Annotated in this window: 21 protein-coding genes; 13 read left to right on the plus strand and 8 right to left on the minus strand. The window is 44.7% G+C overall.

The genetic code is table 11. The features are described 5' to 3' along the window. Positions 1-17: 17 nt before the first annotated feature. On the minus strand, positions 18-998 hold the full coding sequence (locus tag H7T88_RS11985; protein ID WP_221788618.1) for an alpha/beta hydrolase: 981 nt from the start codon (positions 996-998) through the stop codon (positions 18-20). Positions 999-1206: 208 nt separating this feature from the next. Between H7T88_RS11985 and H7T88_RS11990 the strand changes: the two genes are divergently transcribed. Beyond that, positions 1207-2184: an MBL fold metallo-hydrolase gene (locus tag H7T88_RS11990; protein WP_221788620.1), complete on the plus strand. Its 978-nt coding sequence runs from the start codon at positions 1207-1209 to the stop codon at positions 2182-2184. 58 nt (positions 2185-2242) lie between these two features. Here H7T88_RS11990 and H7T88_RS11995 read toward each other — a convergent pair whose 3' ends face one another. Continuing rightward, entirely contained in the window at positions 2243-2833 is a 591-nt protein-coding gene (locus H7T88_RS11995; protein ID WP_221788622.1) for a LysE family transporter, read from the minus strand. Between the two features lie 130 nt (positions 2834-2963). Between H7T88_RS11995 and H7T88_RS12000 the strand changes: the two genes are divergently transcribed. Then, positions 2964-3521 carry a helix-turn-helix domain-containing protein gene (locus tag H7T88_RS12000; protein WP_221788624.1) on the plus strand — a complete coding sequence of 186 codons (558 nt, stop codon included), beginning with the start codon at positions 2964-2966 and terminating at the stop codon, positions 3519-3521. Positions 3522-3629: 108 nt separating this feature from the next. On the opposite strand, the gene H7T88_RS12005 is transcribed toward H7T88_RS12000, so the two are convergent. From H7T88_RS12005 to H7T88_RS12015, 3 genes are all read right to left on the minus strand, one after another. Next, positions 3630-5027, minus strand: coding sequence for a TrkH family potassium uptake protein (locus H7T88_RS12005; RefSeq protein ID WP_154889359.1), 1398 nt, complete (start codon positions 5025-5027; stop codon positions 3630-3632). Further along, a complete protein-coding gene (locus H7T88_RS12010) occupies positions 5014-5676 on the minus strand; it encodes a potassium channel family protein (protein WP_154889357.1) in 663 nt (220 codons plus the stop codon). Before H7T88_RS12010 ends, H7T88_RS12005 begins: the two co-directional genes overlap by 14 nt. Positions 5677-5972: 296 nt before the next feature. Beyond that, complete coding sequence (locus H7T88_RS12015) at positions 5973-6101, minus strand: DUF4023 family protein (protein ID WP_090924048.1); 129 nt, start codon at positions 6099-6101, stop codon at positions 5973-5975. Positions 6102-6284: 183 nt separating this feature from the next. Here H7T88_RS12015 and H7T88_RS12020 point away from each other — a divergent pair, with 183 nt between their 5' ends. From H7T88_RS12020 to H7T88_RS12030, 3 genes are all read left to right on the plus strand, one after another. Further along, positions 6285-7037, plus strand: a complete 753-nt coding sequence (locus tag H7T88_RS12020; protein WP_090924049.1) for a TrmB family transcriptional regulator — start codon at positions 6285-6287, stop codon at positions 7035-7037. Positions 7038-7191: 154 nt separating this feature from the next. Beyond that, a complete protein-coding gene (locus tag H7T88_RS12025; protein ID WP_221788626.1) occupies positions 7192-8355 on the plus strand; it encodes an MFS transporter in 1164 nt (387 codons plus the stop codon). Between the two features lie 254 nt (positions 8356-8609). Next, a complete protein-coding gene (locus H7T88_RS12030) occupies positions 8610-9179 on the plus strand; it encodes a sugar O-acetyltransferase (protein ID WP_154958688.1) in 570 nt (189 codons plus the stop codon). A 173-nt stretch (positions 9180-9352) separates the two neighbouring features. Here the strand turns inward: H7T88_RS12030 and H7T88_RS12035 are convergent, their stop codons facing one another. Further along, positions 9353-10786 (minus strand): glycoside hydrolase family 1 protein, encoded by a 1434-nt coding sequence (locus tag H7T88_RS12035; RefSeq protein ID WP_154958687.1) that lies wholly within the window; start codon positions 10784-10786, stop codon positions 9353-9355. A 168-nt stretch (positions 10787-10954) separates the two neighbouring features. Between H7T88_RS12035 and H7T88_RS12040 the strand changes: the two genes are divergently transcribed. Continuing rightward, complete coding sequence (locus H7T88_RS12040; RefSeq protein ID WP_154958686.1) at positions 10955-11923, plus strand: LacI family DNA-binding transcriptional regulator; 969 nt, start codon at positions 10955-10957, stop codon at positions 11921-11923. A gap of 201 nt (positions 11924-12124) precedes the next feature. After that, complete coding sequence (locus tag H7T88_RS12045) at positions 12125-12418, plus strand: DUF3817 domain-containing protein (RefSeq protein ID WP_090924080.1); 294 nt, start codon at positions 12125-12127, stop codon at positions 12416-12418. Between the two features lie 168 nt (positions 12419-12586). On the opposite strand, the gene H7T88_RS12050 is transcribed toward H7T88_RS12045, so the two are convergent. Together H7T88_RS12050 and H7T88_RS12055 are read right to left on the minus strand one after the other, a co-directional pair. Next, entirely contained in the window at positions 12587-12724 is a 138-nt protein-coding gene (locus tag H7T88_RS12050) for a hypothetical protein (protein WP_167375824.1), read from the minus strand. A 100-nt stretch (positions 12725-12824) separates the two neighbouring features. Continuing rightward, a complete protein-coding gene (locus H7T88_RS12055) occupies positions 12825-13655 on the minus strand; it encodes an AraC family transcriptional regulator (RefSeq protein ID WP_154889345.1) in 831 nt (276 codons plus the stop codon). 119 nt (positions 13656-13774) lie between these two features. On the opposite strand from H7T88_RS12055, the gene H7T88_RS12060 reads away from it, so the two are divergent. The 6 genes from H7T88_RS12060 (at position 13775) to H7T88_RS12085 (ending at position 26718) form a co-directional block, all read left to right on the plus strand. Next, positions 13775-15235, plus strand: coding sequence for an alpha-L-fucosidase (locus H7T88_RS12060; protein ID WP_221788628.1), 1461 nt, complete (start codon positions 13775-13777; stop codon positions 15233-15235). Between the two features lie 650 nt (positions 15236-15885). Further along, positions 15886-21165 carry a S8 family serine peptidase gene (locus tag H7T88_RS12065; protein ID WP_221788630.1) on the plus strand — a complete coding sequence of 1760 codons (5280 nt, stop codon included), beginning with the start codon at positions 15886-15888 and terminating at the stop codon, positions 21163-21165. A gap of 247 nt (positions 21166-21412) precedes the next feature. Beyond that, the gene (locus H7T88_RS12070) at positions 21413-22600 is read left to right on the plus strand and encodes a GntR family transcriptional regulator (RefSeq protein WP_312027616.1); all 1188 of its coding nucleotides are present in this window, start codon (positions 21413-21415) and stop codon (positions 22598-22600) included. A 248-nt stretch (positions 22601-22848) separates the two neighbouring features. Continuing rightward, the gene (locus H7T88_RS12075; RefSeq protein ID WP_221788632.1) at positions 22849-24150 is read left to right on the plus strand and encodes a glycoside hydrolase family 125 protein; all 1302 of its coding nucleotides are present in this window, start codon (positions 22849-22851) and stop codon (positions 24148-24150) included. A 20-nt stretch (positions 24151-24170) separates the two neighbouring features. Continuing rightward, positions 24171-25550 carry an extracellular solute-binding protein gene (locus tag H7T88_RS12080; RefSeq protein WP_154958680.1) on the plus strand — a complete coding sequence of 460 codons (1380 nt, stop codon included), beginning with the start codon at positions 24171-24173 and terminating at the stop codon, positions 25548-25550. A gap of 301 nt (positions 25551-25851) precedes the next feature. After that, on the plus strand, positions 25852-26718 hold the full coding sequence (locus tag H7T88_RS12085) for a carbohydrate ABC transporter permease (protein WP_090924060.1): 867 nt from the start codon (positions 25852-25854) through the stop codon (positions 26716-26718). Positions 26719-26730 lie beyond the last annotated feature (12 nt).

Raw genomic sequence — 26730 nt, forward strand, 5'->3', positions numbered from 1 at the left:
TATTCCGCCCGGATTAATTATTTCTTAACAATCTGAAGGATTTCATCAGCTACAATGTCCGGGTGGTATTGATGAATGTAATGCTCCGTATCTTTGACAGTAATTTGTTTGGACAACGTTGACCATGATTTGAATTCACTCTGAGTTTTCACCCAATCTGGTTCCGGTTTACCAAAGTAATCTGCGGTCAGAATTGTGAGAGGGACGGATAAGGGATGCTTATTGGCAATCACCGTTTTGGCATTCCGTTGCGTTTCACGTAACTCATCAATCGTGTTAGCATTGCCATAGTTCAGAAGTAGCGCCGTTTTATCTACTTTTCTCAAATCTTCTGGTACCAGTTTTAATTCATTGCGATTGGTATTAGAGGCATCAACGACAGCCGGGACTTGCATACTTAGCCGGAAAAGTCCGGTTTTGATACGGAATTGGTTCGCGAAACCACCAATCGTATCTGCCAGGTTATCCTGACCCGTTGCGTAGAATTCAGGATTGCCACCGTCGATCATCACAATACCTTTTACCAAGTCAGGATACTTCTGTGCGAATCGAAGGGTCTCCAATGAACCAAGGGAGTGAGCAACGAGCACGTAAGGTGGTTTTTGGCCGGAAACCTGTAGCAGTTCATGCAATTCATCCGCTACCGTGTCTACATCCCGTTTCTTATCGGTTCTGTCACTGTATCCATAGCCGAAGCGGTCGTATACAGCGAATTTCGTATTAGGGGCAAGCTTTTCATATAAAGGATAATAGTCTACATAAGGATCAGCTGTTCCCCAACCTGAAGCAAGAACGACGGTCACATCGCCATCTCCCCCTGTATACAGGTGCATTTTATCTCCATGTACTTCATACAGTTTACCCGGAGATGTAAATGTTTTTTCATCTTGTGAAGAACTGATCTGCTGATAGATCAATCCGGTACTTAATAGAATAATAATCAGTGACAGGTCGAATATCAGAAATTTAACAAGTCTTTTACGCCATTTTTTGCTCATGGTAGCTCACACTCTCTCTTGTTTTTTCTATATCATATAAGCCCAGTCTTATACGAGTGGAAACAGTATCTTAATTCTAGCTTAACGGCATCGTAGTTCCTCTGGTTCATACAAAATTGAATATCGGCAAGCGTTGAATTAAGATGAAGTAAGATTAGCATTTCTCCACAAGACTAGCCATGGAGTATGGAGAACAGAAGGGTGAAATATGACGAAATACGAAAATCAGATTCCAACGACCGCCGGAATGAGCATCAAGTCACTCACAAGTATATTGAGAGATTCCATGCGCAGACATGTAGAACGGAGGCCGTCAGGGAATATACCTATGGAACACTATCAACCTGCTACAACAGAGGGGGTGTCTGAACATTCACAGGTGACATGGTTTGGACATTCGGCTTTTCTGCTCGAAATCGAAGGTCACAGACTACTCTTTGACCCCATGTTGGGTGACAGGCCGTCACCCGTGTCGTGGGTTGGAACGAAACGTTTCCGCAAGGATCTGCCTATGCAGCCTGAAAACTTTCCTACTTTGGATGCGATTGTGATCTCTCATGATCATTATGATCACCTTGATGCTTCTTCTATTCGAAAATTAAAAAGCAAGACCAATCGTTTTATCGTTCCTCTTGGTGTACGCAAACGCCTAATCAAATGGGGAGTGCCAGCTGGCCAGATTACGGAGCATCAATGGGGTGATGAATTCTTCTTCAAGGGTTTAACATTCGCTTGTGCACCTGCTCGTCACTTCTCAGGCAGAGGATTATTTGATCGGGACTCCACGTTATGGTGCTCATGGGTTATTGTTGGGCGGGAAACGAAAGTGTTTTTCAGTGGAGACAGCGGTTACGGTCCACACTTCAAGGAGATTGGAAGCAAGTATGGACCGTTTGATCTGACCTTGATGGAATGCGGACAATATGACGAACGCTGGTCCAACATCCATATGATGCCTGAAGAAACGGTACAAGCCCATCTGGATGTGGGCGGAAATGTATTGATTCCGATTCATTGGGGGGCATTCACCCTCGCCTATCATGCCTGGAACGAACCAGCTGAACGGGTAACTCGTGCCGCACGGGCCTTGAATGTATCTGTCATTACACCGGTCATAGGCGAGACGGTTATGTTGAGTAATGTAGCTCATGCTACTCGGTCATGGTGGAAAAGAAATCAGGAGTAACGTTTTTAAACAAAGCTAGCGTTCGCTCATTAGATGAGTGGACGCTTTTGTTTTAGTTTTATGTGATCAACGAAACCGCGGTCCAGATCAATAAAAGACCCATAACGATATTAAAAGGGCGTTCATATTTTAACAGGAACCGTTGAAATAAACGTCCACCCAATGCCCATGTCAGATTCGCACTTATTCCAATCAGGGTGAGCAGTAACGAATACCCTAAGAGTTGATGATGTGACTGCGCGTGGGGCAGGACAAACACGGATAAAGCTGTAAGCGCGTATAGAATAACCTTCGGATTAATAAGTTGAAGGCTGAATCCGAACCAAAATGAATAACGGGTCTTTTTCGAATTGTGCTCTGGCTCACTCTTGGAAGATGTGCTCCTCATGATTTTGAAAGCCAGATAGAGCATGTAGATACATCCGAATACATTGAGGAACGGGGTGATGGCCGGAATGTATTGATATAGAGCAAGGTTGAAATAACTGGATAACATCATGATCAGAAGGCATCCGGCAGCGACTCCACGAATAAAAGGAAACGTGCTTCTGAATCCATGCTCCCTCGCACGGGTCATGGAGATGATATTGTTGGGACCGGGTGTAAAAGAAGAAATCATTGCGTACGTTACTAAAGATAAAATATCCATATGCTCTCCTTGTGGGTATATATTGTATGTTATAATGAACTATATGGTCGTTATAACGTATGTATGTTTTAATTGTACAATATGTGCTATATAGTGCACAAGAGGGCGCGAGGAGAGAGGTGTATTTTGGATGGAAAATATTAATTTGGTTTTGGCTCACAACTTGAAGCAAATCAGAGAGCAAAGAAAACTTAGTCTGGACAAGGTCGCAGATCTGTCGGGCATTAGCAAGACGATGCTGGGTCAGATTGAACGCGGGGAGTCTAATCCTTCGATTGCAACGGTTTGGAAAATTGCAAACGGGTTAAAAATTTCATTCAGTGAATTAATTCATGAAGCGAAGTCGGATACAACCGTTCTCATGAGGGAAGACATCAAAGTCATGCGAGAAGATGAGGGAAGAATCCGAATCTATCCTCATTTTTCTTTGGAAGAGGGGCGCCGGTTTGAAATGTACATGATGGAGATGGATGAACAGGCATCGTTGACTGCTGAACCGCATATTGACGGAGCTGAGGAATTCATCACGATGTATGAAGGGGAGCTTACGATCAGAGTAGGCGAAGAAGAATACAAGTTAAGACAGGGAGATTCGATTTGTTTCAAAGCGGATCAGCCGCATGGTTACGATAATTCTGGGGCAAGCACTAATAAACTATGCATGGTGATACACTATAATCATACATAGGTTTAAGAACATACACATAGCTTCACACATGCGTATATATTCAAACGCCAGCATAAATTCTGCTCAATAACAGAGTTCATGCTGGCGGGGTAAGACCTTTTCATTACCTTAACCAATGAGTACATGGTCTTCGGCATAACCGATTTTGGACTTATGTTTTTTCTGTGCCAAAGCAAATGCAAGCGTTAATGGCCCCAATCGACCTGCAAACATGGTGAAGATCACGATCAGTTTACCTGGCACGCTTAATTCACTGGTTAATCCCATTGAAAGCCCAGTCGTACTAAAGGCAGAGGTTGCTTCAAACAGAACATCTAGGAAGTGATTTTCTAGTATTCCCTCCGTGATGGATAACAGTATCGAAATACCTAATACAAATGCTAACGAACTCATAACAACCGCGAGAGCCCTCATTACAGTTTCTCCTGCAATTCGCCGCTCAAAGGCATGAACTTGTCCACCACCTCGAAAGGTTTGAATCGTTGCTAATACAAGAACGACGAAGGTGTTGATTTTGATTCCTCCACCGGTCCCGCCAGAGGACGCGCCGATAAACATGAGGATGATGATAAAGAACTGAGAAGTTGCAAGCATGCTCCCGATATCAATGGTATTAAATCCAGAGCTTCGAGGTGCAGTGCCTTGAAATAAAGCAGCCCAGACACGTTCACCCCATGATAAGTTGGAGAATGTGGCAGGGTTCCAGTTCTCTAGCAAAAAAATAATAATGAAACCTATGACATATAACGAGGAGCTACCCACCAAAACAATTTTGGAATGTAATGATAGCTTACGCCAAGATCGTTTACGGAAAATATCGACTACGACCATGTAACCCAACCCTCCCATGATAAAGAGGAGGATAACTGTTATATTAACGATCGGGTCACCGACAAACGGAGATAGACTATCCGGCCACAAAGAGAACCCTGCATTATTGAATGAAGATACTGAATGGAACAACGCATAATAGAAACCTTGACCCAGCCCTAATTCACTTTGCCAGCGTAAGGTTAAAATCAAGGTGGCAAGTGCTTCAAAAGCAAAGGCAATCAGAACGATATACAATGAAAGTTTCACAAGTCCTTGGGCGGAGGAAGCGTTGGCCGCTTGTTGAATAAGAAGCCGTTGCTTTAAACCGATTCGTTTACCGAGTATGATAGCGACCATCACACCCAAGGTCATAAAACCGAGCCCACCCACTTGAATTAGTATCATAATGATTACTTGGCCGAACGTAGAAAAAACACTCCCTGTATCCAGGACAACCAATCCATTAACACATATTGCCGAGGTAGCTGTGAATAAAGCATCAAGCAAACCTACAGAGTTACCGCTTTTGGAGGAAATCGGTAATGCCAGCAATATAGCACCTACCCATATGAGTGCAAAGAAAATCATCATAATAAGCTGTGGAGGACTTGTCTTATTTTTCAGGATATTAACAATGTTTTCAAGTTTGGTTAGTACTGAAGATTTTATGTTATTGTTATTAGCTCCGTTCATAATCACGCTCCAGGCTCCGAATGTTATCATTACTTCCAATCAACAAAAGCGTGTCTCCCATCTGTATCTGATCCTCTGCAAGGGGAGAGATATTGATCTCCTCCCCCGTTTTAATAGCGATGATCGTGCAACCGTAATTAGCTCGAATATTGAGCTCCAGTAATGTTTGCTGATGCATACTCGCCGGAGCCTTTAATTCAACCAAATTGTAATCAGGAGATAATTCAATCGAATCAATCATGTTGTCAGAACTCAGTTGATTTCCCAATCTGGTTGCCATGTCACGTTCCGGGTAAACGATCTGGTCAGCGCCAATCTTGCTGAGCACGCTACCATGGTTTTCGTTCTTCGCTTTTGCTGTAACTTTGGGAACATTAAGCTCTTTAAGTAAGAGTGTAGCTAATATGCTGGCTTGAAGATCTTCACCAATGGCTACAATAGCATGTGAAAAGTTACTTGCTCCAAGCTCTTGAAGGACTGACTTGTCCGTACAATCAGCCTGTACCACGTGAGTTGCTATCGACGAGATTTCTTGTACCAGAGTTTCATTCTTGTCAACGGCAAGCACTTCATGTCCGTTTTTAATTAGAGTGCGTGTCAAACTTGAACCAAATCGTCCAAGACCAAGAACCATAAATTGTTTTTTCATGAACTCCCTCATTTGTTATCAGAATTAATCCATATTTTCTCGGAAATCAACAGGTAAATATTACGTTTCATTGTATAATAAGTTTCAGCAATAGAACAACAAAGCTGGAGAACAATGAAATTCGAAATATATAATAATATGATCTAGTGATAAAGTGTGAAATCGATATTGCTAGGGCTGAAAATATGAGATCTAATAAAAAAACAGTGCCTCGATAAGAGAAGGCACCATATTTTGTCTGCTTTGAGGCTGTTATACTTGGTTAAAAATTTAGACGAAGCATATTAATCGTGGACTTATTTGTTCGTGGAGTGTTGTTTGTTCGGCAATTTATCACCGGGCGTACCTTTACCATTGTTTTTGTTATGACGTGCTTTCTCGGCATTTTCATTGACCTTTTTCACGAATTCTTGTGTACTTTCCATTCGGATTCATGCTCCTTTCCAAAACAGGGAATGGGTAATTCAAGCTTAATATAACCAGGCTTAACTCATTTTATTTGAACAGACACCATGAAACTGGACAGGTGCTGAACTTGTCTCTAAACTGGATACAAGTTGAACTATTCTTTTACACACTTAAGAACGAAGGGACGTTCTGGACAAAACATGTTGCAAAAATTCGGTTTTACTCAATATGAAAGTCAGGTCTATGAAGCTATACTTGCGCAGGATGAACCGCTGGATGCGACGACGATTGTAAGCGCCTCGAATGTACCCAAGGCTAAAATTTATGAAGTGCTTAATCGAATGATCGATAAAGGCATCGTGCTGACAACGATGGATGGCAAGAAAAAACTGTACATGGCGGTGGATCTGCAAACGGTGATTCACAAAATCAAGCTTGATTTCGACAAAGATATAGAAACCTTGAAACAATATAAAATCAAGCGTACGTTCACGGATGAGCATATTTGGACATTAAAGGATGAGTCATCCATTGCTTCAAACATAGAACAGCTGATTGAAGAGGCAGATTCATCGATTCTTTTTCTGGCCTGGAATGAGCGGTTGGAGAGATACCGTGGTTTGCTGGAGCAGAAGGAGAGACAGGGTGTGTATGTAGAAGTGCTCGCGGTTGGTGGTCTGGAAAGTTCGCTAACCCGCAAATACTCACTTATTCCGTTACTTGATGCGCCAGAGCCATCACAATTGCTTATTGTAGATCATGCCTATCTGCTGTTCGCCGGATTGGAAAATGAATCGTGGAAAGCGATCAAGACCATGTCCAAACCGATTGTTAAAGCGATGACGGATTATTTCTATCACGATGTGGCTCTGACACAGATCACCAAAAAATACGGGGAGCAACTGTTGCAGGACGAAGAAATTGAACGTTTGCTTACGAGATTGATCTATTAGAAGACTATTCTTTCGAAGAATAGTCTTTTTGTTTTTTTTATCTTTTTGTAAATAAGATGAAAAACAATCTGAAAAAAAATTAAAAATATCCATTGAACTTTTTATTTCATTAGGTTACTATCGTAGTTGTAACTTGTTAGGGGGATTTTATGATATGAACAAAAAGGTATATGTTTTAGCCATTGCAGCCTTTGTGGTCGGAACGGTTGAACTGATATTGGGAGGCATATTGGATTTGATTGCAACGGATCTCCATCTGTCTCTGGCGAAAGCTGGTTATTTAATTTCAATCTTTTCATTGGTCTATGCGGTATCCGCACCCATACTACTCAATATGACAGCCCGATTTGAGCGTAAAAAGGTATACATGGTTACGTTATTTGTATTTCTGATCAGTAATCTGATCTCAGCGTTTAGTGTGAACTTTTATATGTTAATGGCAGGGCGTATGCTTGGAGCCGCAACAGGTTCGCTTATTTTTGTATTATCATTGACACTAGCCTCACGTATCGTGAAACCTGAGTATAAAGGACGTGCGGTGGGTACGATAACGATGGGAGGAAGTGCATCTCTGATTCTCGGCGTACCGATTGGCATCTTTATTGGTAATGCGCTTGGATGGCGTGAAGTATTTATGCTGATTGCGGTTCTTACCGTGCTAGTCATGGTGGCGATTGGCCTTGCGATGGATCGTGTACAACCTGCTCCTGCCGTGAGTTTGAAGAACCAACTGAAGGCACTATGGAATCCGAAGATGCTGGCGATTCACACTACTACATTGCTCGTACTGGCTGGGCATTTAACGTTATATGCTTATTTCACCCCGTTTCTACAGGAAACCATCGGTGCGAGTTCAACAGCAATCACGTTAATCTATATGATGTTTGGACTCGCTGCTGTAGCAGGCGGAGGCATGGGGGGCATGTTATCCGATCGGCTTCATCCTGCTAAAGCCATTATCATCGTGTTAGTCCCGTTCATGATCAGTGTGGCTGTGATTCCTCTCAGCACGGGACTGCCTTTGATTGCTTTTCTGCTACTGTTAAGTATCTGGGGTGCTCTAAGCTGGACGGTTACACCCGTACAAAATAGTCTGATTATTAAGACTTCGCCTGAGACATCTGAAATTCTGATCAGCACGAACTCAGGTATAGCCCATGCGGGGATCGCACTGGGAACGTATATCGGCGGTCTGGTTATTGATCACTCTTCCATTATGAACACCGGATGGGTCGGCTCTATCCTTGTATGTGTTGGACTTGGTACTGCCGTTCTCGCAATTAGTATGAAAGAAAAACATGCTCATGCGATCGCATGAGGATACAATGATTCATAATTGCAACTCAAATAGAACCTCTGTGTTTCCAGCATTTTTGCGGAAGTACAGAGGTTTTTTCGTCATTTATAGACTGAGTCCGTAGGCTGAAAATACAAAAGAGGCTTGATTTTTGATCATGAACTCATATAATTAAAATAGTTTTAAAAAGTATAAGCATAAGTAGCCGAGCTTAGCTAAACGTCGCTACTTACTTCCAAAGACTTCACATATATGATCTTACAAAGGAGATTTACATGACGATCAAATCAGAGAAACAGAAGATGATGGACGGGGAACTGTATATGGCTAATGATGCCGAGTTATCCCGAGACAGAGAGATTGCACGGAAGATGACACGTCTATTTAATCAAACGACGGAGATCGAACAACAGACACGCCAAAAGCTGTTAAAGGAACTATTTGGATCGACAGGTGAGCATCTAAGCATGGAACCGAATATCCATGTCGATTATGGATATAACATCCACGTAGGCAATCATTTTTATGCCAATTTTAACTGTACGATTCTGGATGTATGCGAAGTCCGAATCGGAGAGAACTGTTTGTTGGGACCAGATGTACATATCTATACAGCAACTCATCCGCTTAACCCACATGAGCGCAGCACCGGAGCGGAATTCGGTAAACCTGTAACCATTGGTAACAATGTATGGATTGGCGGTAGAGCAATTATTAATCCAGGAGTTACCATCGGTGATAACGTGGTTATTGCATCGGGAGCGGTAGTTACGAAAGATGTGCAGGGTAATATGATTGTAGGCGGGAATCCCGCAAGAATGATCAAGGAGATTAATGTGGAGTAGCGCGATATGAAAAATAGACCCTCCTCGGCAGAACAGTCAGCATGCCAAGCTTGGATGCTATGGCTTTGCTGACATCATGCTGCCGAAAGAAGGGTTTAACTAGTTTACGTTTTGAAGTTAAAACCTGAAATTTACGCCTTGAAGTTTATGCCCTGAAGTTTAAATCTTGGAGCTTAACGCTTCAGGCTATTCCCGTTGCTGGCAATAACATCTTTGTACCAATGGAAGGATTTCTTACGATAACGCTCGAGCGTACCTGAACCATCATCGTGACGGTCTACATAGATGAAACCGTAACGTTTTTTCAGTTGCGCAGTGGAGGCGCTCACGACATCAATACAACCCCAAGAAGTGTATCCCATAATGTCTACGCCATCTTCCAATGCTTCACCGACTTGAACGAGATGGTCATTCAAATACTGGATTCGATAATCATCATTCACTGTTTTCTCGCCATCCGGACCCGTGATTAACTCGTCGACTGCACCAAGACCATTTTCCACGATAAACAGCGGTTTCTGGTAACGATCATAGAACATATTCAACACATAGCGCAGTCCTTGTGGATCAATCTGCCAGCCCCACTCACTTGCAGGCAAATACGGGTTAGGGATTCCTCCGATCAGATTTCCTTCACCAGCCACTTGTTTGGCAGGATCGGCTGTCTGACAAGTGCTCATGTAATAGCTGAAAGAGATGAAATCAACGGTGTTAAGCAACATCTCCTGATCGCCTTCTTCCATATGAATTTCAATGCCCTTTTCACGGAAGTAACGTTTCATGTATCCAGGGTAACGTCCACGCACATGCATATCACCGAAGAAATAGTTGCTATGTTCGTACTCCATCACCTTGATGACATCATCGGGGTTCGGAGTTAGTGGATATGTCGGCATACTTAAAATCATACATCCGATCTGAGCATCAGGGATGATCTCATGGCACAGCTTCACAGCAGATGCACTTGCCACCAGTTCGTGGTGGATCGCTTGATACAGATCTTGCTTGCTTAGCTTTTCTTTGGGTGTGTAGATCCCACCACTCATGAACGGGAATTCAAGAATAGAGTTGATCTCGTTGAAGGTAAGCCAGTACTTGACTTTATTTTTATATCGATTGAAAACAGTTGTTGCATAGCGCTCATAGAAGCCGATCATTTTACGGTTAACCCAGCCATCATATTCTTTGGCAAGGTGCAGAGGTGTCTCATAATGGGATAATGTGACCAACGGTTCAATACCGTACTTGCGGCATTCATCAAACAGATTATCATAAAATTGCAGACCTTCTTCATTCGGCTCAAGCTCGTCCCCTTTAGGGAAAATGCGAGACCATGCGATAGAAGTACGGAACACTTTGAAACCCATCTCGGCAAACAGCTTCACGTCTTCCTTATAACGGTGGTACATGTCGATACCGATCAGTTTCATATTGTCGTCCGTTGGCTCTTCCGTAATCGAACCCATGACACCCCGGGGAGCAACGTCTTGAGTGGACAAACCTTTGCCGCCTAGATTGTATGCACCTTCAGCCTGGTTCGCCGCAATGGCACCGCCCCACAGAAAGTTTTCAGGAAATGAATACGTATGATTCGAAGATTTACTCATATAGATCGCTCCATTCATTGAATTCATGGTGAACGTGCTGCGTTCACATTAGTATTTTCTCTCAAAAAAAGCTTACACGTTGTAACGGGTTACACGTCAAGTTTTACTTTTACAGAGCAGATGAGGCATACTATATTTGGCGTTTATTCGCAGGAAAGGAGCATCGGGATGTCCAAATTTGATGAAATTATGAAACGTTCCGGTTATTCGAGGGCTACGGTATCCCGGGTCATTAACCGTTCACCACACGTCAGTCATGAAGCAAGACGCATTATTACAGAAATTATGAATGAGCTGGACTACATACCTAACCGGAATGCAGTTTCTCTGTCTACAGGGCAGACGAAACAGATCGGGATTGTCACTGCGATGATTGATGAACTGAGTTTGACCTTCATTAACCAATTTATGGATACAGCGATGGACTACGGATTCCAGACGATTGTATATATGTCGCGCAGTGATAAACAAATTGAGCTACAGGCATTCGAGGATTTGCGGAGTAAACGTGTGGATGGTTTGTTAATCGTGACTTGTGTGAATGATCCGGGGGAATTGAAAACATATCTGCAATATGGACCGATGGTGTCCTGGCAACGCATGGGGAACGACGAGATTCCTTCGATTGCAATGGATCAGGCACAAGGGTATAGACTGGCGCTGGAACATTTGGTATCGAAAGGCTACACACGTATTGCGAATGTGTTTGGCCGCAGTAATAGTCTGAATACGAAAAGCCGCCGCGAAGCATATGAGACATTCATGACGAGCCAAGGACTTCCCGTGTGGCGTGAAGCATATCAGTATTCCGTATTTACTTCATCAGACGGAGAAACGGCCTTACGACGTATGGCCAACGGAGGAGAGCTACCGCAAGCGGTGCTGTGTTCCAACGACTATGCTGCAATAGGCATCATGAGTGAAGCGCGCAGACAGAACATACAGGTTCCAGATCAGCTGGCTATTGTTGGATTTGATGATATTGAATTGTCACGTGTGCTTGAGCTGACAACCATTCATAATCCAATTGCGGAGCAAGCGAAACAGGCTTTTTATCATTTGTGGAGAGTGCTGGGGAACGAGGAACATAAGGCGACATCACTGGCATACCGTTTGATTGAACGAGCTACGACTTGAGCGAAGCAAAACGGATGATATTGATTCGATTCTATTCAATAATTATTCAAATTTAAAGTAAATCTGATTCGGATGCATGTTTTATAATACGGAGAAGGAGCTTACATACGTTGTGTGAGAATCGAATACAGCGTTGTAAAGCGCCATGTTATAAGTTACATATTTCACAAACAATTTAGCGGAAAGGTGAGAGCATACGGAATGAACACGGTCACAGGTCGCTTCAGAATTGCAGGTATTTGGGAGGGGGTATCCCTTCTACTACTCGTATTTATTGCAATGCCACTCAAATATTTTGCAGATATTTCTTCAGCTGTAGCCATACTGGGGATGATTCATGGTATTTTATTTCCTCTATATCTCATTGCACTGGTACATGTAGGTTTGGTCAAAAAGTGGAAGATATCACTTTGGATTATGGGGCTATTGGCCGGGCTGCTTCCTTTTGGAACATTTGTATTTGAGTCTTATCTCAGAAAAAGAGATTGGCAGTAACGAATAACGCATAGCTCATAACACATAGCGTATGGTACACATTGCAAAGTAACGCGAACGAACAACCTCCTGAACAGAAAGCAGGAGGTTGTTTTTGTATAATCTTTTGCACATTAGGAATTGCATCAGTTATGTATGTCCAGATGTTCAGCATGGAACGATCAATCGTTATCTCGGTTTAACGGTTCCCGTTTGTCGATCAGATAACACGCTATATCCATTGTCTGTCGGTGCCGCCGAAGCAAAAGCAGCGAATGAGGAGACAACAAACAGGGCAGCAAGGAGCAGGAGCGTTTTCTTCGTCATATACAAACCTCCCTTCTGCAAGAATGAACCACACATCCATTTTAATCCAAAAATGAAATTTGTGGGGATGTTTTTTCGGAGCTGAACTATCTTTTGCAATTCAGTTGACCACCGTCGTTTGCTTGCGATATTCAGTGGGATTCAATCCGGTGTGTTTCTTGAACTGTCTGGAAAAGTAATACGAATCGCTGAATCCGAGATTGTCCGCGATTTGAGTCATCGTTAGAGAGGTGCAGTGAAGCATCTCTTTGGCTTTATCTATTTTTCGGCTGGTGAGATAATGAATGGGGGGCATTCCTACTTGCTGTTTGAAAAAACGAATGAAATAATTCGGATGCATATGCAGCATCTTAGCCAAATCTTGAACGGACATGTTCTCTTCGATATGAGTATCAATATAGGTGAGCAAGGTGGATAATTTTTCAACCACGGGCACGTTCAAGTAGGTAATCTGGTTCACATCCAAGTTCATGATGTAATAGGAAAGCAATTCTGTCAGTTTACTCTTGGCCATCATGCGGGCGTAAATTTCATTGGAATTCGCATAGGTTAACACACTGCCAAAGATGTCCTGAAATCGTTCGGGCTGATTCACGTCAACAACGTGTGGGAATTTGAGAATCTGAAATAGATTGATTCCCCCGACTTTGGCGGAAAAATGACACCAGTATTTGAGAAAAGGTTTGTCACTGATTACTGAATAGGATTGTTTTATTCCTTCCGGCATCAAAAAAAGCTGTCCTGGTTTGGGGTAATATTCCTGATCCCCGATTCGCAGCCAGCCTTCTCCCTCGCAAATCCAATACAATTTGCTATAGTCCGGTGTGTAGTCCAGATCTCTCCAATCCGGGCCGCAACGGTTGTAATTCACCATAAACAGATCCACTTCCAGATTCGACAAATAGTTGGTCAGCAGTGTTTGATGATCCATGAGCATATCTCCCTGAAGGTTATTATCGTCCATCTAAACGTTAATGTTCTGCATGTGCATCGGAATCCTGCCACACTACAATACAAATGTAGTCAACCAGGAAAGGATGGGGATAACACATGAACAAACATGAATATTTGCGACATATCGATACCAGTATTGCTAACGGAAAATTCAAGGACAACTGGACTTCGCTTCGTGAAATCGTCGTTCCCGAGTGGTATCCAAAAGCAAAATTCGGCATTTTCATCCATTGGGGCGTGTATTCGGTTCCGGCTTATGATAGTGAATGGTACTCCCGTAATATGTACATTCAAGGGTCCAAGGCTTATGAACACCACCTTAAGGTATATGGAGACCATAAGGAGTTTGGATATAAGGATTTCATCCCGATGTTTAAGGCAGAGAACTTTGATGCAGACGAATGGGCGACTCTATTTAAACAAGCAGGTGCAAAATATGTTATGCCGGTTGCCGAGCATCATGACGGTTTTCAGATGTATAAAAGTTCTATCTCTCACTATAACACATATGAAATGGGCCCTAAACGTGATGTGTTAGGTGAGATGAAAGTCGCCTATGAGAAGCAAGGGTTAACCTTCTGTGTGTCGTCCCACCATGCCGAGCACTGGTTCTTCATGTCTCATGGCAAAGAATTCGATTCCGATATCAAGGAACCGTTGCAGTGCGGGGATTTCTACTGGCCCGCCATGCCGGAGCCGCCCGATTTTCAAGACCTGTACGGTTCACCGCCTTCGGACGAATTTCTGGAAGATTGGCTCATTCGATGCTGTGAACTGGTAGATGAGTATCAACCGAGGGTGTTCTATTTTGACTGGTGGATTCACACGGTGGCGTTCAAGCCCTATCTGAAAAAGTTCGCAGCGTATTATTATAACAAAGGCGAGGAATGGGGCATTCCCGTTGCCATCAATTACAAGCATGATGCGTTTATGTTTGGTGCAGCGGTTCCTGATGTAGAGCGTGGACAATTCGCTGAGCTTAAGCCTTATTTTTGGCAGACGGATACCGCAGTTGCGAGAAATTCCTGGTGTTATACGGAAAATAATCAGTACAAAACGGCAGAAGAGATTATTCGGGATCTTGTGGATATCGTCAGTAAAAATGGAAGTCTACTGCTCAACATCGGGCCACGTGCAGACGGAACGATTCCAGACGAGGATCGCAATATTCTGCTACGTATCGGGAAGTGGCTGGAAGTGAACGGAGAGGCGATCTACGAGACCACGTACTGGCGTACGTATGGTGAAGGGCCTACAGAGGTGAAGGAAGGTCAGTTCACTGACGGAGATACGAAGGTTTTTACAAGTGAAGATATACGATTTACGGTAAAAGGCAGTAGTCTGTATGCGACGGTAATGGTGTACCCGGATAACGGGATCGTGCACATCCAATCGTTGAAAGAAGGATCTCCGCATTTTCATGGAATAGTTGAGCAGGTTCAGATTCTGGGATATGAGGAGCAGCCAAATTGGGAGCGAGATGAAAATGCTTTAACGCTTACCACTATGGGTGTGCAGAGCAATGTACCTGTCGTATTTAAAATTGATCTGGACTAAGTGTGAAGAGAACCGGCGTAAGAGCTGGTTCTCTTTTTGTGGATTATGCGCAAATGCGAAAGGTGTATAGGTCAAAGGTGTAGACATTAGAAGTTAAAAAGCATGATATAGACTTATTTTCTATTTTTTTCAAATAAGGACTTGTGCAGTTCCCACTTTGAAACTATACTATACCAATAAAATCCAATTTAAGCCTAAATTTAACTTTTATATGTAATTCAAGATGTATTCTGTTAATCAACCCGTACGAATCACACTGATTCACTTACCACTTCATGGCGAGCGTTATACGAACACTTCCGAATATCCTCCACACGAATGCTTACGACATCCCAGTTACTCTCTTATGACACCCACACTAATTATTGATGACCTCAGTCAACATAAAAACCTTTATCTAAAGTGCCATTTTCTCACATTTATTTAACCTATGGACAATTTCCAAATGTTTCAGTTCCCTATGTTCCCCTAACCAAACCTGTAAAGGAGGTGAGGCCGTATGTGAAGTGAAAAGAAAGTAAGTAAGGTGACGTAAAAGATGTCCGATGATGGTCACTACACCGCTACGAAATCAACAATTGCATTCATTCACAGAGAAGGGTACTTGTACTAGACCAAATAATAAAGCCGGGTAAAGGGAGTGGAAAAGTTTGATAAAATTAAAACCGTTACGCAAGCCCGTTTCCATGGGGCTCTCGCTTCTCCTTGCATTATCAATGGCACTTCCGGTTTCTGCACAGAACTCATCCTCATCTAAAATCGATATGAAGTCCAGCTTGGCTGAGGTTTCAACGTCTAAAGTGAATGCCAAACTGACCAAAGCCTTTGAAGGTAGCGAATATGTCACCTATCTTGTCAAAATGAAGGAACAGGTGGATACCAAGGCTGTCTCCAAACAAGCGATGGAAAAGGCAACGATTGCCAAGGAAACACCTTCGGCAACCAAGCTGTCTGTGCGGAACTCTGTGGTGAGTTCCCTTCGTGAAACGGCTTCGCGGACACAATATTCAATTGAAAATTATCTGGAAAAGGAAATTGACCTGGGGAAGGTCAAAGAATATAAAAGTTACTTTATCGTGAATTCACTCGCGGTCACCAGTACCAAAGAAGTCATGGAACAGATTGCGTTGCTGCCAGAGGTAGAGAAAATTCTGCCGAACGAAACGCGATATCTCGATAAGGCGGAAGTAAGTAAGCAGCCAGCGAGTGTGTCGCCAGCGAAGGATTCCGTCCAATCACCGGCTAAAGAGTCAGCTTCACAAGGAACTGCAACCAAAGAAGCGGATTCCAAGGTGAAGAAACAGACTGAAAATGTCGAATGGAATATAGATTACATCAATGCACCTGCGATCTGGGAGAGAGGCATTGATGGAACAGGCATCGTGGTTGCCAATCTGGACAGTGGCGTGGATTACACGCATCCTGCGCTTCGCAGTAAATGGCGTGGTCTGGACGCTTCAGGCAATGTCGTTGATCCAGAGCTAAGCTGGTACGATCCGCATAGCGGCGCGACTCTTCCTGCTGATGCAGACGGACACGGTACCCACACCATGGGAACGATGGTTGGTTCCGAAGCGAACGGCACGAATAAGATCGGCGTTGCACCTGGTGCAAAGTGGATCGGAGTGCGTATTTTTAATCCGGAAACAACAGATGCCATTATTCTGGATGGCGGACAATGGCTCATTGCCCCAGTGGATGCCGAAGGCAATCTGCATCCTGAACTCGCACCGGACGTTGTAAATAATTCATGGGGCGGAGGCGCAGGGCTCGACGAATGGTTTAGACCGATGGTTCAGGCTTGGCGTGATGCTCAGATTTTCCCTGAATTCTCTGCAGGGAATGTACGATTGGGGAATCCGGGCGGTCCTGGTTCCGTTGCGAACCCGGCCAACTATCCTGAGAGTTTTGCTACAGGAGCAACCGATATTAACGGCAATTTAGGTTCATTCTCATTGCTGGGACCATCCCCGTATGGTGAGATCAAACCAGAAGTATCCGCCCCTGGCGTGAACATTCGTTCAGCCGTGCCTGGAGGTACATATGAAGGTGGATGGGACGGCACATCCATGGCAGGTCCGCATACGACGGCGCTCGCAGCATTGTTGCTTCAAGCGAACCACTCTCTTAACGTGGATCAGCTGGAACAGATCATCATGGATACGGCGACACCGCGAACCGATAGCAAATTTCCGGTTACCCCGAATAACGGCTATGGTCACGGAATCATTAACGCACTGGATGCGGTTGGTTCGGTTCTCGAAGGCATCGGTACTGTCTCCGGAAGAGTGGTTACGGCTGGAGATGATCTGGAAGAGCCGGTGCTGGAGCACACGCCTGTAAATACGGCGTTTAGGGGTCTGGACATTCCTTTAACGGCACATGTGACAGATAATGTAGCGGTAGTTTCCGTCGAAGCTTTTGCCAGAACCAAAGGCACGAAGCAGTACGTCTATCTTCCAATGAATCGGATTGAAGGAGACAGTAAAGCAGGTACGTATACTGCGACGATTCCGGCTTTCCTGATTGAGCCAGAAGGTGTGGAGTATTACATTCGAGTGAATGATTATGGCAACAATGGATTTGAGAGTAAGGTATATAACATTGCGGTGTCTAATGGTGTCAAACCTGGATATTTGCAGGACTTTGAGGCCGATCAGCTTGGCTTTACTACGGGCGGCACAGGCAGTACGTGGGTTTGGGGGGCACCTGTAAGCGGGCCGAAGGCTGCTTACTCAGGTGAGAAAGTGATTGCTACCAATCTGCAAGGCACGTATCTGCCTAATAGTAATGCGTACTTGCTTGCTCCTCCGATCGACTTGACAGAAAGCCCTGAAGGGGCATTGTTAACATTCAAACATTGGTATGATATTGAGAATAATCTCGATTTTGGCAAGGTATACATTGCTTCTGAAGATAACGACTATGTATTTGAAGAACTGCTTAGTTACACAGGAACGAGTGGTGGATGGAAAACACAGTACATTGATCTGCGTGATTATGCCGGACAGCAGGTGTTCATCCAGTTTAATCTGACCAGTGATGCTTCAGTTCAGAAAGCTGGTTGGTATATCGATGACTTTGCCGTTCAGGAACTAGACGATATTGCTCCAGGAACGCCTTCAGCTTTGTCTGCAACAGCGGATATTCTGGGGAACGTAACGTTGAACTGGACGGGTTCGAATGATGAGGATCTTGAATCTTATGTGGTTTACCGTTCCGAAACGGCTAGTGCCGGTTATGAGGCTGTCGGCACGGTGAAGAAAACCACATTTACAGATACGGCTACGGAGTCAAATACTACGTATTATTACACCGTGGCGGCACGTGACTATAGTGGTAACGAAAGTGAGAAATCAAATGAAGTTTCCATCACCGTAGAGGTGCCGGAAGATATTTATATCGATTCGTTTGATGGAAACGATGATAATGGCTGGACTCACGCCGGAACCAAGGATGAGTGGGAGCGAGGTATCCCGTTAACGGGTCCTTTAAGTGCGGTATCCCCGCCTAATGTGTGGGCAACCGATCTCGACAACACGTATGAGAATGGTTCCAACTACTCGCTGGTATCCCCGGTGATTGATTTGACGGATGTCTCTGATGCGACACTTACGTTTAATCACTGGTATGAGATTGAAGGTGGATATGACTTCGGTTATGTCGAAGCTACCAAAGATGGAGGAACAACCTGGACAGAACTCGGCAAATTCTCGCATAACACCAACGGAAAACAGTGGACACCTGTCTTCTATGGACTGGATGCACTAACGGGGAATGAAGTTCAATTCCGTTTCCGATTAACCTCGGATAACAGTGTGGTGAGAACAGGTTGGTTTATCGATGATTTCCGTGTACTGGGTGTTGCTACACCAACGGTAACAAAGGATGAAGCCGTTGTGCTTTCGAGTGACAAACCTAAACCGGACTATGATAATCCATGGTACAAAGTTACGCGTACAGACAAAGCAGAATTCAATAAGACGAAACAACAAGAGCCTGCTATCGAAAAACCGGGCACGGGTTCAGTTCAGCCGCAAAGTCTGCGGGCTAGTGCAACGGTTACCGTGCTTGAGACCGGGCGTTCTGTGAAAACAGACTCGTCAACAGGGAAGTACAACTTCACACATGTTGCAGGAGAGTATACGTTAAAAGCGGAGGCATACGGTTATTATCCGCAAACGAAAACGGTGACGATCACAGATGGTGGCGGAGCCAAAGCCAACTTCAACCTGGAAACGATCCCTTATGGACAGATCAAAGGGGTGGTTAAGGATGAACGCTCAGGTCAACCGGTAGCGGATGCCTCGGTGCTCGTTGTGGAGGATGCTAAAGTAGCAGAAGTTCGTACAGGAGCAGACGGAAGTTTTACGCTTCAAGTGTTAGAGGGAAGTTACACATTGTCGGTTCGCGCGGCGGACTATTACAGCAAAAAAGTTACGGTGACTGTTCCGGGCAACGGCACAGTAGATAGTAATATCGCTTTGAAACCATTTATCGGTTTCCCAGGTGAAATTGCTTATGACGACGGTACAGCCGAGAATGCAAGAGCTTTTAATGCTGCTGATAATGCATGGGCCGTTCGAATGACTCCAGAGCTCGAAACAGCTCAAGTCACGGGAGCTTCGTTCCGATTCTGGAATACGGAGTGGCCTGTACCTGGTGGGACTGCTTTCCAATACGCGGTTTATGATGCATCAGGTGCTGGTGGAGCACCAGGCAAAAAGCTTGCTGGACCGTTCAATGGTACGGCACTGCGGAACGATCAGTGGACTTCCGTAGAATTCCCTGAGCCAATTATTGTGACAGGTGATTTCTACATCGTTTATATCCAGAGTTTAGCGGGTACAGCTGCTCCTGGTCTGGCTACGGACGAGGATGGAACTTATGCGACCCGTAGCTGGCAGCGTGTAAGCGGGGCATGGAGTGCTTCCCCTGCTGAAGAGGGGAACTACATGATCCGCGCAGTGGTACAATATCCGGTGAATGCTCCGGTGCTTACACCACCAGCGAATACGTATACCAATCAGTCTACCTTTACGATCGCTGGAACATCTCCTGCTTCTGGAGCACAGATCAAGTTTTACAATGGCAAGGATGCTGCAGGAACAACAACCGTAAATAACGGAAAATTCTCTTATGGAGTAAAGCTGCGGGCGGGCGTTAATGTGATTACCGCAGAAGCTGTCATTAATGGTAAAACGACAGATCGTTCACTTCCAGTCATTATCATTCTTGACCAGACCAATCCGCAAGTGAATGGTGTCAGTCCGGCGGAAGGAAGCCGGATTAATACCGAGGTCGTTCATGTGACAGGCAGTGTGGTGGAACAATTCCTCGACAAAGTCACCGTGAATGGTCAAACCGTGCAGGTTGACAGAGACAGAAAGTTCAGTCATCGCGTACTGGTGAATAAAGGTGAAAACATCATCACAATTGTGGCAACCGATCTTGCCGGAAATAAAACGACAGTAACACGTAAGGTTTATGTGGAAACGGAAGCGCCTGAACTTACCGATATCACGCCAGCCCAAGATGTACGAATTACATCAGGGGAAAGTCTCAACGTTTCGTTCAAAAGCAAACCGGGATTGCAAGCCTCTTTCCGAGTTCAGTTGCCTTTGAATCTAAACGCGGACGGTGCGGGAGAGGTGCCTCTGGTGGAAACAGAACCGGGTGTATACACAGGCTCTTACACAACACCTGCTAATCTTGTGCTTGAAGGTGGAGTCATTGTGATCCGGGCACAGGATGCCGCAGGCAACAAGGCTGAAGCTCAAGCCGCTGGAAAATTGTTTGTCCATGCAGAGCAAGGAGAAAACAAAGCAGAAGGGCAACCTGCTCCAGAGAAGGAAGCTGAGGCAGGGAGTGACCTGAAATCGGTCCCAACCGATACAGGCTCTAATCCCGCTGAAAGTCTTGAACCATAGTCTGATCCGTCAGGGGGCATAACCTGTCCATGCTTTGACATCATCTGAATGGAAGTTTTGTAAGCTATATATAGGCTTTGTCAGCTAAATTCAGTATCTGCTAAAAAACGGTAAGCCTGGAATCAGGGCTTGCCGTTTTTTGGGGTTTAACTATGCACACATACAATAATTTTCATCTCTCCTTCACTTTAATGATATAACATGATATATTAGGGTATAAGAATTATGAAGTAAAGTGTTTATGGAGGTGCTTGTATTGGCGAAAGACTCGGCTTCCAAGCCGATGTATGAACAGATCTTTGAGTCGTTGAGAGAACGAATACAGCAACATCAATATAAAATTGGTGATCGTGTTCCATCGGAAAAAGAACTATGTGACGAATTCGGCGTGAGCCGGATTACAACGAAGAAGGCGCTGGAAATGCTGGCCAATGAACAGCTGATTGTTCGACAGCCGGGACGTGGTTCATTTGTGGCCGATACCGCTTTGGATGAGTTAGGACGAGATGTTACGTCTGTAGCCAACAAAGGACAGAAGCAGGAACGTAAACTGCTCATCGGTCTGGTCATTACCAATTTCAGCGATATGTATGGAACAGAGCTTTTATATGGTATGGAGGAAGCTTCACGAAAACATGACAGCTTTCTTGTGCTTAGACGTTCTTTCGGTATTCCCGAGCAGGAGGAACAGTGTATCCGTGAGTTGCTGGAGCTTGGGGTAGACGGTTTAATTATTTTCCCTGCACAGGGGGAATATTTTAGTGACGAGATTTTAAAACTGGTGGTTGGCAAGTTCCCGTTTGTAATGATAGACCGATATCTTAAAGGGATTCCCGCTTCCTCGGTTAGCACGGACAATGTCAGAGCAGCAAGAGAAGGTACAAAGTATTTGTTCGATCTGGGGCATCAGCATATTGCTTTTCTTACGCAGCCTCCAGTGAACACAACGACCATTGAGGAACGAATTGAAGGTTTTATTGAGGCGCACAACGATCAGGGTATACTTGTGAATCGAGAAATGTGGGTGGAGTCTATCCTTTCGTCCTTGCCGAATGAATTCGATCCTGAAGCCAAGCATCGTGACGTGGAGAAGCTTGTTGCGCATTTTAAAAAATACCCGCAGATTACAGCGGTTTTTGCAGCTGAATATGACATTGCATTACTTGCTTTAGAGGCCGCAGAACAGTTGGATATGCGTGTACCCGAAGAACTGTCCATCCTGTGTTTTGACAGTCCGCATACCGAAAGGTATTCGCGAATTACCCACCTCAAGCAGAACCAGTTTGATATGGGAGAAAAGGCGTTTGAAATGGTCTTGCAACATATGCAAGGTCAAGAACTAGGCGGGGTTAAGCGAGTTGTCCTTCCTGCGTCCATCGTAAAGGGAACCTCGACAAGTCAGGTAAGAGAGCGTGCTGTTTTTCAACCGAAATAAGGGTATTGAATTTGTGGAATTCGATGCACCAGATGGATAAGATCAGATGAATATAACGGAGGCTTTGGTGACGAAGTCTCTTTTTGTTGTGCATATGTTCTTATTGGCTTTAATGACAAAAGTTAACATACCATTTGATTTATTTTATGTAAATAACATGATGTTATATAATTAAATATATTGACATAACATTTAATTCGTTTTAGGATGATGAAAGCGGTTAAACTTTTGATGTTTAAGGAGGACTCATGCACATAACGAGAAAAGATCAGAACATTTCTCCTTCCATTCAGGAGATGATCGGCAAAGTGAAGGCTAGTTTGCCAGACCATCCCAAGCTTGTGGAGATGTTTGAAAACTGCTTTACCAATACATTAACAACGACGATTCAGCGTAAGGAAGACGGGACAACATTCGTCATCACCGGGGATATTCCCGCCATGTGGCTCAGGGATTCTGCGGCTCAGGTCAGACCGTATCTGATGCTTGCTTCAGAAGATCAGGAACTGTCGGATATGATCGCCGGGCTGGTTGAAAGGCAACTTAGATACATTCTGTTAGACCCTTATGCAAACGCTTTTAACGAAACAGAGAGTGGCAATGGACATCAATCGGATCTTACAGAAATGAATGACTGGATCTGGGAGCGGAAATACGAGATTGATTCACTGGCGTATCCAATTCAGCTCAGTTATCTGCTATGGAAAAATACAGGCAGAACGGATCAGTTTAATGCCACGTTTCGTAACGCCGTCAACGAGATCATCTCTTTATGGCAAGTAGAGCAACATCATGAGACCCGTTCTCCATATACATTCCAGCGACTGGACGCCCCCGAGACGGATACGCTCGGAAGAGAAGGGCGAGGCACAGAGACCGTTTATACGGGTATGACCTGGTCGGGTTTCCGCCCAAGTGATGACAGATGTGAATATGGATATCTGATTCCATCCAACATGTTCGCGGTAGTAGCTCTCCGATATGTAGAGGAGATTGCACTTGCGTTACTGGATGAACCTGTGCTGGCCGAGACAGCTCGAAAGCTGGCGGAACAGATTGACGAAGGAATTCGGAAATATGGAATGGTGGAGCATCCTGAATACGGGACGATCTACGCGTATGAAACGGACGGGAAAGGCAACCACAACCTGATGGATGATGCCAACGTACCAAGTCTCTTATCTTTACCCTATCTCGGATATGTTACAGAAGATGACGAGATCTATCAGAACACACGCCGGTTCATATTGTCCGCACAGAACCCTTATTTTTATGAAGGTTCTTCGGCTTCCGGAATTGGTAGTCCGCACACACCCGAAGGATATATATGGCATATCGCCTTATCTATGCAGGGACTGACTTCTGTAGATCGGAATGAAAAAATGAACATGCTTCAGTTGATCCAGCGGACGGATGCGGATACAGGTCTGACGCATGAAGGTTTCTCGGCGAATGATCCACATGAGTATACCCGTCCATGGTTTTCCTGGTCCAACATGTTATATAGCGAGTTAGTTATGGATTATTGCGGATTCCGCATACAGAAATAGGACAAAAAGGAGATCGAGACATGAGAAAATTTTCGATGAAACTGCCGGTGGCAGCTGCGATGACTTCTTTGCTTATTCTGACGACTGCCTGCTCAAGTGGAAGTTCTTCCACAGGCACGACTAGCGATGGGAAAAAAGAAGTAACCGTATCGTTCCGTTCCTCTGGTTCGGAGGACACCCTTACGAAGTTTTTCAAATCCGGACTGGTCGAGCAGTTTGAGAAAGATCATCCCGATATCAAGATTAACATAGCACCTGTGCTTGCTAGTGAAGGCGATTACACTTCCAAAATGGTGTTACAGATGAAATCACCGGATACTGCACCTGACGTCATTGCCGAGGATACCTCTATTATTAAATCGGACGCAGCTGCAGGTTACCTGGAGCCTCTGGACGAGCAAGTGAAAGGCTGGGCAGATTGGAGCGGCAAAATGATCGACAACCTGAAAGCCGGAGTAACTGGCGAGGACGGCAAAATCTATGGTATACCAGCGACTTCGGATACACGCGGCATCTGGTATAACAAAGAGCTGTTCCAGCAAGCTGGACTACCTGTACCGTTCAAACCGGCAAGCTGGGATGAAGTTCTGGAAGCGGCCCGCACGATCAAGCAGAAGCTGCCTGGCGTAACGCCGCTGAATCTTATTGTCGGTAAAGCGAACGGCGAAGGCGTAACGATGCAGACGCTGGAGATGCTGTTATACGGCACAACAGATACGCTCTACGACGATGCAACGAAGAAATGGGTTGTGGACAGTCCGGGATTGCTGGATTCCTTCAAGTTTATTGATCAGGTCTTCAACAAGGACAAAACCGGACCAACCATGCAAGTAGCGCTTAACGGACAGGCAGGAAGCATTGCGTTCCAGCAGCAATTTCCGCAAGGCAAGCTGGCAATGGCGGTCGATGGAAGCTGGGCAGGTTCTACATGGGCGGAAAATGGAGCTGCTCCGATTCCGAATGTAGAAGAAAAAATCGGTTTCGCACCGTTCCCGACACAGAATGGACAGGAGCCAGGTGCGACCACAATGTCTGGAGGCTGGGCGTGGTCCGTTCCTGCTCAGGCGAAAAACAAAGAAGCAGCCTGGACGTTTATTGAGTTTCTGATGAACAAAGAAAACGCAACAGCACGTGTCGTTGCCGAGGGCAGTCTCAGTCCACGCAACGATTCGACAGAAGTTGAAGGGTACACGAATCGCCCTTATACGAAGGAAGCACAAGAGCTGTTGAATGTGGCTCACTTCCGTCCGGCCAATGATCAATATGCATCGGTATCCGCACAATTGCAAAGCATCGTGGAGAGCATTGCCTCCGGAAAACTTACGCCGGAAGATGCCATCAAACAGTTCAAGGATAATGTCTCCCGAGCAGTTGGAGCGGAGCATATCGAAGAAAAATAGTTTACTTGCAAGAGATGTGAATTAGATATCTATAGAAGTTGAACTTGTCATTTACACAAAAACGGAGAGGGCAGAAAGAACCTGGAAAAGCAAAGCGCTCGCCTTTATCACCGGATTTTTCCTTTCAGGAAAGGGAATCAAAAAAATCTGGGGGTAACAGCGAATGGAAGGTCATTCTGTCATCGGAGTGGACGTGTAAATATATCTTTGGTTCAACTTATATAGGGAGGATAACAACATCGATAGATTCGGAGGGGGAGCGAAAAACTCCTCTTTTTCCGGTTCGAATGGAGAGTGACGTATGAAAAGAAAAGCCCCGGGCTCATTTCTGTTTCTGATGCCTTCCGTAACGCTGTTACTCGTGTTTTTTATCGTGCCGATTGTGCTCACAATCTGCTTTGCGTTCACGAATATGGCATTAACCGGTGCCGCAGCCAAAAGCCTGGAATTCGTAGGGTTCCAAAACTTTATTAACATGTTCCAGGACCCTGACTTTCGGATCAGTGTATGGCGTACACTTGTATTTCTGATTTTCTCCGCAGTGATCGGTCAGGTCGTGCTCGGATTTATTCTTGCCTTACTCATGAAAGAAAAAAATGTAACGTTCCGCCGGATCATCGGCATAATCGTAATTGCTGGCTGGGTCACGCCCGAAATTGTCGTGGCATTCTGTATGGTAGCCTTTTTCAGTGACAATGGTTCATTGAATCAGATTCTGGGCTGGTTTGGCGTAAGTCCGATCTCATGGCTGTTCAGTTTTCCCATGGTGAGTGTCATTATCGCTAACATCTGGCATGGAACGGCTTTTTCCATGATGGTTTATCAGTCTGCACTGGATGATATTCCGAAGGAAGTAGAAGAGGCCGCTATTATTGACGGCTCCACCGGATTCCAGATCATTCGCCATATTACGATTCCGATGGTGAAAGGCTCAATCGTTACCAATATGATGCTGGTTACTTTGCAGACACTGGGTGTGTTTACCCTGATTTATACGATGACGGGCGGTGGCCCGGGTACCTCTACGCAAACCTTGCCTATATTTATGTATAATCAGGCTTTTGTGAATTATCAGTTCGGATACGGAACAGCCATTTCTCTTGTGTTACTGTTCATTGGCATTATCGCCAGCCTGTTCTACATCCGTTCGATGAAAGTAAAAGTGTAAGGATTAAGGAGG

Source organism: Paenibacillus cucumis (ex Kampfer et al. 2016), assembly GCF_019748695.1.
Classification (GTDB): Bacteria; Bacillota; Bacilli; order Paenibacillales; family Paenibacillaceae; genus Paenibacillus; species Paenibacillus polysaccharolyticus.